Below are 9,942 nucleotides of genomic sequence, written 5' to 3' on the forward strand. Positions count from 1 at the left end.
CCCCCACCCCGGAGGGCCCCGGCCGCATCACTCCTGCCCCCTTGCCGCTCGGGCGGCTGTGGGTCAAACCCGTCGCCCTGTTCCTCGTGTTCACGGCGATCGGCGTTCTGCTCACAGCCTCCTCTCACCCCGTCTACGGTGCGGTGATGCTGGCGTTCGGCGCATTCATGGCGTTCTGGACCTCACCGCTGCGCCGGGGCCTGCACGAACCGCTCGCGCAGGCGCTGACGCGGCGCACCGACGGCCACGGCATCATCCTGTGGGCCCCGTCCAACAAGGGCTCCGCGCAGATGCAGGTGGCGCTGCGGTCCAACGACGACCGCTTCAGCTGGGTGAACGTGGTGCACGATGCGGACGCCCGCACCCTCACCGCCGAACTCGGCGGGCTCGATGCCCTTCCGATCGTGCTCGTGGGCGAGCGCACCCTCGTCCGCGCCACCTCCGGGGAGGCGATCGACGCCGTCGATGGTGTCGCTCCGAAGCACTGACCTGCGAAACCACGTGCAGCAGGCGACCTGCATCACATAGGATGGGCGGCCTGTGCGACATGAAGGAGAGCGATAGACGATGCGGCTGGCGATGCGACGACTCTGGATTCTGATCGCCCCCATCCGCATTCGGCTCATCCTGGGACTCATCGTCGCCCTCGGCTCCTCCGTGCTCGCCCTGATGATCCCGCAGGTGCTGGAGCACATGGTCAACTCCGACCTGAAACCCGGCGGCCCCGCCTCCGTGGTGTGGACCGGCGGCGCGATCGTCCTCGCGCTCGGCACCCTCGAGGCGCTCCTGCTGTTCCTCCGCCGCATCTTCGTGATCGGCCCCGCCACCACGGTGGAGCGGGACCTGCGGGTCCGGCTGCACCGCAAGATCCAGGACATGCCGGTCGCCTTCCACGACCAGTGGGGCTCCGGGCAGCTGCTGTCCCGCGCGATGACCGACACCAACCTCATCCGCCGCTTCATCGCGTTCGGCATGATCATGGGCGTCACCACGATCGTCACCGTGGTGGTGGGCCTCGCCCTGCTGGTGAAGGCGAACTGGATCCTGGCGCTGATCTTCATCGCAGCCGCCGTGCCCGTCAGCATCTACTCCTACCGGTTCAGCCGCACCTTCTCGCAGCTGTCCCGGCAGTCGCAGGACCAGACCGGTGACCTCGCCACCACCATTGAGCAGTCCGTGCAGGGCATCCGCGTGCTCAAGGCGTTCGGCCGCGGCCCCACCGCGCTGGAGAGCTTCACCGCGCAGGCCGACGACCTCCGCCTCACCGAGGTCCGCAAAGCCACCGCCATCGCCCGCTTCGACATGGTCATGTTCACCCTGCCGGAGATCGCGACCGGTCTGTCCCTGCTGGTGGGTCTGCACCTGACGGCGTCGGGGCACATGAACGTGGGCCAGCTCGCCGCGTACTTCACCACCGCCGTCCTCGTCACCGGGCCCGTGCGGATGCTCGGCCAGCTGCTCGGCATGTTCGTCAACACCTCGACCGCCCTCGACCGCCACTTCGAGGTGATGGACGCCGAGAACACCATCACCTCGCCGGAGCCGGGGCAGGCGCAGCACCCGTCGGCCTCCCCCTCCCCCACTGCGCGCGGCGAAGTGGTCCTGCAGGACGTCCACTTCCGCTACGCCGACGCCCCCGACCGCATGCCCGACATCATCGACGGCGCCAGCCTCACCATCCGCCCGAAGGAGACGATGGCGCTGGTCGGCATCACCGGGTCCGGCAAGTCCACCCTGCTGCAGCTCGTCGCCCGCCTGTACGACGTCACCGGAGGCGCCATCACCATCGACGGCACCGACCTGCGCGACCTCCAGCTCGAGGACCTCCACACCCGCACCGCCGTCGCATTCGAGGACGCCACCCTCTTCTCCGACTCCGTGCGGACCAACGTGCTCCTCGGGGCCGACGCCGCCCTCAGCGACCAGGAGCGCGAGGACCTGCTGCACCTCGCGCTCGACACCGCCGACGCCTCCTTCGCCTACGACCTGCCCGACGGGGTCGACACCGCGATCGGCGAGGAGGGCCTCAGCCTGTCCGGCGGGCAGCGGCAGCGCCTCGCCCTGGCCCGCGCCATCGCCGCCCGCCCCGAAGTCCTCCTCCTCGACGACCCCCTCAGCGCCCTCGACACCAAGACCGAAGAGCGCGTCACCGAGCGTCTGCGCGAGGTGCTGGATGAGACCACCACGCTGATCGTGGCGCACCGCACCTCCACCGTGGCGCTCGCCGACCGGGTCGCGCTGCTGGACGGCGGCCGAATCACCGCAGTCGGCACGCACGCGGAGCTGATGGAGACGTCCGAACGGTACCGGTACGTGATCGCGCACCAGCAGGAGGAGAACCGCCGCAACACCTCGGTGGACACCCTCACCGGCGAGATCGAAGCGATCAGCGGCGAGGCCGCGGAAGGGATGGAGGCACGATGAGCACCGCCGCGAACAGCACCTCCGCGAAGGGCAACGGCCTCGACGCCGACGGCGCCGTCCCCGTCACTGCGGAGGAGAACCGTGAGTCCCGCCGCCGCTCCATGCAGCTGCTGCGCGAACTCCTCGCCCCCGTGAAGCTGCAGTTCGTGCTCGTCGCGATCATGGTGGTGGCGGCGCAGATCGCCGTGGTCGCCGGGCCCGCCATCATCGCCTGGGGCATCGACAACGGCCTGCCTGCGCTCATGGAGGGCCGCTCCGGGCCGGCGCTCGCCGCCGCCGCGCTGCACGTGGCCGCGGCTGTCATCGCCGGTGCCCTCACCTTCGGGTACATCCGCCAGTCCACCGTGATCGGGCAGCAGATGCTGCTGGAGCTGCGACGCCGAGTGTTCCGGCACACGCAGCGCCTCAGCCTCGAGTTCCACGAGAGCTACACCTCGGGCCGGATCGTGTCCCGCCAGACTTCGGACATGGATGCCCTGCGAGAACTCCTCGAATTCGGTGTGCCGATCCTCATCGGCTCCAGCCTGTCGATGGTCTTCACCGCCGTCTCGATCGTCTGGATGGACTGGGTGACCGGCGCCGTCATGCTCATCATGCTGATCCCGTGCGTGGCGGTCACCGTATGGTTCCAGCGGGCGTCCCGGGAGGCGTACCGCGCGATCCGCACCCATTCGGCGCGGCTGATCGTTCAGTTCGTGGAGGCGATGAACGGCATCCGCGCCGTGAAGGCGTTCCGCCGCGAAGAGGAGAACAACGAACGGTACGCGCAGCTCGCGGAGGACTACCGCGCCGCCACGGTCCGCTCCATCAACGTGTTCGGCATCTACCAGCCGTCCCTGCGGTGGCTGGCGAACCTCACCATCACCGCCGTGCTCGTGGTGGGCGGCCTGCGGGTGCTCTCCGGTGACCTGTCCGTCGGTGCTCTGCTGGCACTCGTCCTGTACTCCCGCCGCTTCTTCCAGCCGATCGACGAGATCGCCGGGTTCTACAACTCGTTCCAGTCCGCGGTGGCGGCGCTGGAGAAGATCGCATCGCTGCTGTGGGAGGAGCCGACCGTCAAGGACCCGCAGCCGGAGCGGGCGCGCCGCATCGAGCAGGGCCGCGGGGAGATCGACTTCCGCGATGCGTCCTTCCGCTACAGCGCCGACGGGCCCCTCGTGCTGCACCCGCTGGACCTTCACATCCCGGCCGGGCAGACCGTGGCGCTCGTGGGCCAGACCGGCGCCGGCAAGTCCACGATCGCGAAGCTGATCTCCCGCTTCTACGACGTCACCGGCGGCACCGTGGAGCTCGACGGCGTCGACCTGCGGGACATGACCGGCCTGGAGCTGACGCGGCACGTGGTGATGGTGACGCAGGAGGCGTACCTGTTCTCCGGCACCATCGCCGACAACATCGAACTGGGGCGCCCCGGCGCGAGCCGCGAGGACATCGAAGCGGCGGCCCGAGCCATCGGGGCGCACGAGTTCATCGAGGCGCTGCCCGACGGGTACGACACGGACGTCAACAAGCGCGGCGGGCGGGTGTCCGCGGGTCAGCGGCAGCTGATCTCGTTCGCTCGCGCGTTCCTCGCCGACCCGAGCGTGCTGATCCTCGATGAGGCGACCAGTTCACTGGACATCCCATCGGAGCGGATGGTGCAGGAGGGGCTCACGCGCCTGCTCGGCAACCGGACCGCGCTGATCATCGCGCACCGCCTGTCCACCGTGATGATCGCCGACCGCGTGCTCGTGCTGCACGACGGCCGCGTGGTCGAGGACGGCTCCCCCGCCGAGCTCGTGGACGCCGGCGGTCGCTTCGCCGCGCTGCACGAGGCGTGGCAGGCGTCGCTGTAGATTCTGAGCAGAAGCGGATCAGAGCACGGTGACGAGAGCTCGATGGCCGGGGGCTGCGAGCTTTCGGTCGCACGTCAGCAGCCGCGCATCGAGCGCCTCGGCCAGCGCCACATACGACGCATCGTAGGTAGTGAACTGGTGCCTCAGCTCCCAGACGCGTGGAGCGGTCACGGCGAACGGATGGCGCGTGACCGAAAGATCACTCATGACTGCCCACGCTTGTTCAGCCGACTCTGCTGTGATCCGACGCCCCCGTTCCAAGCCTCGCAGGACGCTCATCACCTCGATGTCGAGAAGCTGCGGGGCGTGGAGGTCGAACGCGAGGACGTCGGACCACCACGTTCTGTCGGCTTCCCCGACCAGCATCTCGACGATGGCAGACGCATCGAGAACGGCTATGGGCGGCACTTGTGCAGCTCGCTCAGAATCTCGTCTCGTGTCGGGGCGCTCGACCTCGAGATGGAATCAAGACGTGCCATGAGTTCGTCCTTCGATGGCCGAGCAGCCACTGCGGTCAGTTCGTCCACCACATACGCGGACAGGGACTGACCACTCAGAGCCGCACGCTTCTTGAGAACTGCGGAAACGTGGGGAGGCACATCCCGGATGTACAGAGTGGACATACCTGCATGCTAGCAGTGTGCAAGCATCCTCGCCAGACCCCTGCTCAGAATCCCTGCGGCTGCACGAAGTCCTTCGGCTTCACCAGCACCACCGGGCACGGCGCCTCCATGACCACGCGCTGCGAGGTGGAGCCCACGAGGATCTTGCCGATCGGGGTGCGCTTGCGGATGCCCATCACCACAAGGTCCACGGCGTCGTCGCGGACGGCGCGGAGGATGTCGTCGGCGGGGTCGTCACGGCGCGGCACGGTCCGGATGGTGTACTCCAGGCCGGTCTCATCGAGCCGCTCGGTGAGGGGGCGGCGGTCGGTGACGGCGCGGTCCTTGCGGGCCACACCGCTGGATTCGGAGGCGAGGACGAGCAGCTCACCGCCGTGGGCGGCGGCTTCGGCGACTGCGTACTCGAAGGCGGCTTCGCTGGTGGCGGAGGGGACGTAGGCGAGCAGGATCTTCATCGGGTCATTCCTTGCCGATCTCATCAGGGTTGTGGAAGCGGGTGCGGCGGGCGCGCACAGCACCGTTGTACAGGTAGGTGATCACGTACAGCACGAGACCCACGCCCAGCAGGCCCGCGGCGATCGTGTAGTTCTTCGGGTCCTGCGCCCACGGCCCCACGAGGAACCCGGCGGTCACTGCGCCGAGCACCGCCATCACGGTGGGGGTGGTGAAGTGCTTGTGGTCCACGCAGTCCCGGCGCAGCACCAGCACCGCAATGTTCACCAGGCAGAACACGGCGAGCAGCAGCAGGGCGGTGGTGCCGCCGAGCGCGGCAATGGTGTCCTCGGCGAACACGAAGCGGACGGCGAGGATGAGGCCCACGCCGAGCACGGTGGAGAAGATGATCGCGCTCCACGGGGAGCGGCGGGTCTTCAGCACGCCGCGCAGGAAGCCCGGGAGCACGCCCTGGCGGGCCATGCCGTACAGCAGGCGCGACGCCATCATCATGTTGATCAGGACGGTGTTGGCGACAGCGAAGATCGAGATGAACGGGAAGATGTCATCGATGGGCAGGCCCGGGGCGCCGTGGTGCACCACTTCGAGCAGCGGGGTGTCGGACTCGGTGAGGGGGCCGATCGGCACCACGGCGACCGTGGTGATGGACACCAGCACGTACACCACGCCGGTGATGGACAGGCCCGCCAGCAGCATCTTCGGGAAGGTGCTGGGGGCGTCCTTCACCTCTTCGGCCATGTTGACGGAGTCCTCGAAGCCGACCATGGAGAAGAACGCGAGGGCGGTGGCGCCGATGGTCGCCATGAACAGGGACTTGTCGGTCTGCGATTCGAACAGGACCACGCGGGAGAGGTCGGCGTTGCCCTGCCCGATGGCGAGGAAGCCGACTCCCAGCACCAGCGCCAGGCCGGACAGTTCGATGACGGTCAGCACCACGTTCGCCTTCACCGATTCGCTCACGCCGTACAGGTTGATCAGCGCCACGAGGCTGATGAACACCACCGCGATGACGGTGACGAGGGTGGAGGCGGAGGCTTCGCTCATCGACGTGTCGAGGTGGAACGCGGCGAGGAAGTTCTTCGCGAGGAACACGGAGCTGGTGGCGGCGGAGGTGATGCCGGAGGAGAGCACCGCGAACGTCACCATGAAGGTGAGGAAGTGGATGCCGAACGCCTTGTGGACGTAGAGCGCTGCGCCGGCGGCCTGCGGGTACTTCGTGACCATCTCGAGGTAGGAGAAGGCGGTCAGCAGTGCGACGCCGAACGCGATGATGATGGGGATCCAGCCGGCGCCGCCCACCTGGCCGGCGACCTTGCCCGTCAGGGAGTAGACGCCGGTGCCGAGGATGTCGCCGACGATGAACAGGAGCAGCAGCTTCGGGCCGATGGCCTTCTTCAGCTCGCTGCCCCCGTGCTCAGGCGCGGAGGTCGCGCCGCTGGCGGCATTCGGGGTGCCGCTGGCGCCGCTGGTGGGGGTTGCGGAGGACATGAGTGGCCTTCCTCGTGATCGGTGCCCGGGGGCATCGGGTGCTTCCAGTGGAACCGGCACACTCTACACCGGTGGGTGACCCATATCATCTCCCAGACCGCCGTCCACGGGGTACCGGACAGCTCCGGGCGGACGCCCCTGCCCGACCCAGGAGGTGGGGCATAGAGTGGCGCCATGGCAGACCTTCCCGACGACGTGAACATCTCACTGCCCGACACTCCGCGCGCCGCGGTCGAGCAGCTGATCGCCCTGGACACCACTTCGCGCGACGGCAACGTGCCCGCGATCGAACTCCTCCAACGGTGGCTCAGCGACCACGGCGTGATCACGCACGTGCTGCGTGAGGACGACGGCATCAACGCGAACCTCATCGGCGTCATCCCCTCCCGCCACCAGGCCGGCGGGGCCGACGGAGGCCAGGAATCCGTCGGCGCCCTCCTCCCCGAGCGCGCCCTCACCCCCAGCGACCAGCTCTCCCGCGACCTCATCGGGGAGCTGTCCGGGGTCGGCAAGGGCGGCGTGGACCGCCTCGACTCCCCCACCGACGGCGCCACCAGCGCGAACCCGTCGGCCGACGGGGCCACCAGCTCCGCCGAGGCAGCCGAGGCAGCCGCTGCCGGTGAGCGCCGCGGCGTCCTCATCGCCGGCCACGCCGACTGCGTGCCCGTGGACGGCCAGGACTGGGACTCCGACCCCTTCACCGCCACCGAGCGCGACGGCCTCCTCTACGGCCGCGGCACCTGCGACATGAAGTCCTACCTCGCCGTGTTCGCCCAGATGGCCGGCCGCTTCCAGGCCGCTGACCTCGACGAACCCGTCATCTTCGCCGCCACGTGGGAGGAGGAGACCACCTGCAACGGCGCCCGAGAACTCGTCAAGCAGCTCGACGCCCTCGGCATCCACCCGCGCGTCGCCTTCGTCGGCGAGCCGACCATGATGACCGCGATCGCCTCCCACAAGTCCATGAACTCCTTCCAGGCGACCTTCCACGGCATCGCCGCCCACTCGTCCCTGCTGCCGCGCGGCCTCAACGCCATCCGCTACGCCGGCGAATTCATCACCTGGTACCACCGCGAGGTCATCGACCGCCTCGTCGAGGAGGGCCCCAGCGACGACGCGTTCCCCGTCCCCCACACCACGGGCGGCGTCAACGTGGTCGACGCCGGCATCGCCGGCAACACCGTCCCCGACCACGCGCACCTCACGTTCGAGTTCCGCGCCCTGCCGAGCGTCGACGTCCCCGCCGTGGTCCGCGACATCCAGGCGAAGATCGACGAGCTCGACACCGCCATGAAGGCCGCGGTCCCCGACGATCCCGCGGACCCGTCGGCCGCGACGAAGGTGGGCGCGCAGCTGACCATCAACTCCCTCCTCTACCCCCTGGACGCCGCCCCCGACGGCCCCGCCGCCACCCTCGCGAAGACGCTCGGCCGCGACGTCCAGGCCGAGAAGGTCACCTACGGCACCGAATCCGGGATCTACGAGCACGCCGGCATGAGCGCCGTGGTCATCGGCCCCGGTGACATCGCCCAGGCCCACGGCGCCAACGAATTCGTCTCACTCGACCAGCTCGAAGCCTGCGAGGGCTTCTTCGCCGCCCTCCTCACCCACCTGGAGACCGCGCAGTGAACACTCCCGACAAGCCCCTCGCCGGCGAACCCCACAAGGTTCCCCGCCGCATCCTCGAGCGCGGCACCTACCGCGAGTACTCCCGCGTGGAGAACATCCTCACGAAGGAATCCGCCGGCGGCATCGCCCTGATGATCGCGACCCTCATCGCGCTGATCCTCGCCAACGCCGGCTTCAACGACTTCTACACCTCCCTCGCTCAGACCGAAGTCGGATTCGAGACCCCCTGGCTGGACCTGAAGCTGTCCCTCGCCCACTGGGCGGCCGACGGACTCCTCGCCGTCTTCTTCTTCCTCACCGGCCTGGAGCTGAAGCAGGAGTTCGTCACCGGTGACCTCAACGACCCCGGCAAGGCGCTCGTGCCGATGTTCGCCGCCGCCGGCGGCGTGGCCGTCCCCGCCGTCATCTACACGCTCATCAACCTGATGGGCCCGGCCGAAGCACGGGGCGGCTGGGCGATCCCCGCCGCCACCGACATCGCGTTCGCGGTGGCCGTCCTCACCCTCATCGGTTCGAAGCTGCCCGCAGCGCTGCGCACCTTCCTGCTGACCCTCGCCGTGGTGGACGACCTCATCGCCATCATCATCATCGCGGTCTTCTACGCCACCGACCTCCACCTGGTGTACCTGCTGATCGCGGTGCCGTTCATCGCCCTGTACTGGTTCATCGCCCACAAGGGCGAGGCCCTGTTCAAACGGTCCTACGGCGCCGCCTGGTACCTGCTGCTGCCGCTGGGCATCATCGTGTGGATCCTGTTCTACAACTCCGGCATCCACGCCACCATCGCCGGCGTGGTCCTCGCGTTCATGGTGCCGGTGCGCCCGCGCTCCATCTACGGCAAGCAGTTCTCCCTCGCCGAGACGTTCGAGCACCGCTTCCGCCCCTTCTCCACGGGCGTCGCCGTGCCGGTGTTCGCGTTCTTCAGCGCGGGCGTCGCCGTGGGCGGCCTCAGCGGCCTGGTCGAGGCATGGTCCACCACCGTGGCGCTCGGCATCATCGTGGGCCTCGTGTTCGGCAAGATGATCGGCATCACCGGCACCACGTTCCTCGTCACCCGCTTCAAGGGCGCGAACCTCGACTCCGACATCAAGTGGATCGACATGATCGGCATGTCCGCGGTGGCCGGCATCGGCTTCACCGTGTCCCTGCTGGTGGCGGAGCTGTCCTTTGACCCGGAGAGCATCCTCCACGCCGACGCGAAGGTCGGCGTCCTCACCGCATCCGTGCTCGCCGCGGTCGTGGCTGCGATCATCCTGGTGCCCCGCAACCGCAAGTACAAGGCGATCGCTGAGCGGGAGAAGGAGGACCTCAACGAGGACTCCATCCCGGACGTCTTCGCGGACGACACCGGTGCCGGCACCGGCTCCAGCCGCGTCCCGCCGTACGCCGACGGTGAGCCGGGCACCGGCGCTGGGGAGAAGTTCGGCTCCACCGACCCCCGCGCCGACTGACCCGGCGCGGGGTCCCGGGGCCGTCAGCCCCGGCTGGCT

Annotated in this window: 8 protein-coding genes; 5 read left to right on the forward strand and 3 right to left on the reverse strand. The window is 68.8% G+C overall.

The genetic code is table 11. The features are described 5' to 3' along the window. The 3 genes from MHY20_RS11025 to MHY20_RS11035 all read left to right on the forward strand — a co-directional run. Positions 1 to 488: hypothetical protein (locus MHY20_RS11025; RefSeq protein WP_239376792.1), on the forward strand; the 488-nt coding region annotated here is incomplete at its 5' end. A gap of 79 nt (positions 489 to 567) precedes the next feature. Then, complete coding sequence (locus MHY20_RS11030) at positions 568 to 2,424, forward strand: ABC transporter ATP-binding protein (protein WP_239376794.1); 1,857 nt, start codon at positions 568 to 570, stop codon at positions 2,422 to 2,424. Continuing rightward, positions 2,421 to 4,259 (forward strand): ABC transporter ATP-binding protein, encoded by a 1,839-nt coding sequence (locus tag MHY20_RS11035; protein ID WP_239376796.1) that lies wholly within the window; start codon positions 2,421 to 2,423, stop codon positions 4,257 to 4,259. Before MHY20_RS11030 ends, MHY20_RS11035 begins: the two co-directional genes overlap by 4 nt. A gap of 18 nt (positions 4,260 to 4,277) precedes the next feature. Here the strand turns inward: MHY20_RS11035 and MHY20_RS11040 are convergent, their stop codons facing one another. From MHY20_RS11040 to MHY20_RS11050, 3 genes are all read right to left on the reverse strand, one after another. Beyond that, the gene (locus tag MHY20_RS11040; protein ID WP_239376798.1) at positions 4,278 to 4,667 is read right to left on the reverse strand and encodes a type II toxin-antitoxin system VapC family toxin; all 390 of its coding nucleotides are present in this window, start codon (positions 4,665 to 4,667) and stop codon (positions 4,278 to 4,280) included. Between the two features lie 259 nt (positions 4,668 to 4,926). Continuing rightward, complete coding sequence (locus tag MHY20_RS11045; protein WP_183376706.1) at positions 4,927 to 5,337, reverse strand: universal stress protein; 411 nt, start codon at positions 5,335 to 5,337, stop codon at positions 4,927 to 4,929. 4 nt (positions 5,338 to 5,341) lie between these two features. Continuing rightward, positions 5,342 to 6,823, reverse strand: coding sequence for an APC family permease (locus tag MHY20_RS11050; protein WP_239376800.1), 1,482 nt, complete (start codon positions 6,821 to 6,823; stop codon positions 5,342 to 5,344). Between the two features lie 174 nt (positions 6,824 to 6,997). Here MHY20_RS11050 and MHY20_RS11055 point away from each other — a divergent pair, with 174 nt between their 5' ends. Both MHY20_RS11055 and nhaA read left to right on the forward strand, forming a co-directional pair. Beyond that, entirely contained in the window at positions 6,998 to 8,452 is a 1,455-nt protein-coding gene (locus tag MHY20_RS11055; RefSeq protein WP_239376802.1) for a M20/M25/M40 family metallo-hydrolase, read from the forward strand. Beyond that, positions 8,449 to 9,903 (forward strand): Na+/H+ antiporter NhaA, encoded by a 1,455-nt coding sequence (gene nhaA, locus MHY20_RS11060; RefSeq protein ID WP_239376804.1) that lies wholly within the window; start codon positions 8,449 to 8,451, stop codon positions 9,901 to 9,903. The genes MHY20_RS11055 and nhaA overlap by 4 nt, the downstream gene beginning before the upstream one ends. Positions 9,904 to 9,942 lie beyond the last annotated feature (39 nt).

Origin of the sequence: Helcobacillus sp. ACRRO (assembly GCF_022347125.1) — a bacterium.
In the GTDB taxonomy this organism is placed as follows: Bacteria; Actinomycetota; Actinomycetes; order Actinomycetales; family Dermabacteraceae; genus Helcobacillus; species Helcobacillus massiliensis.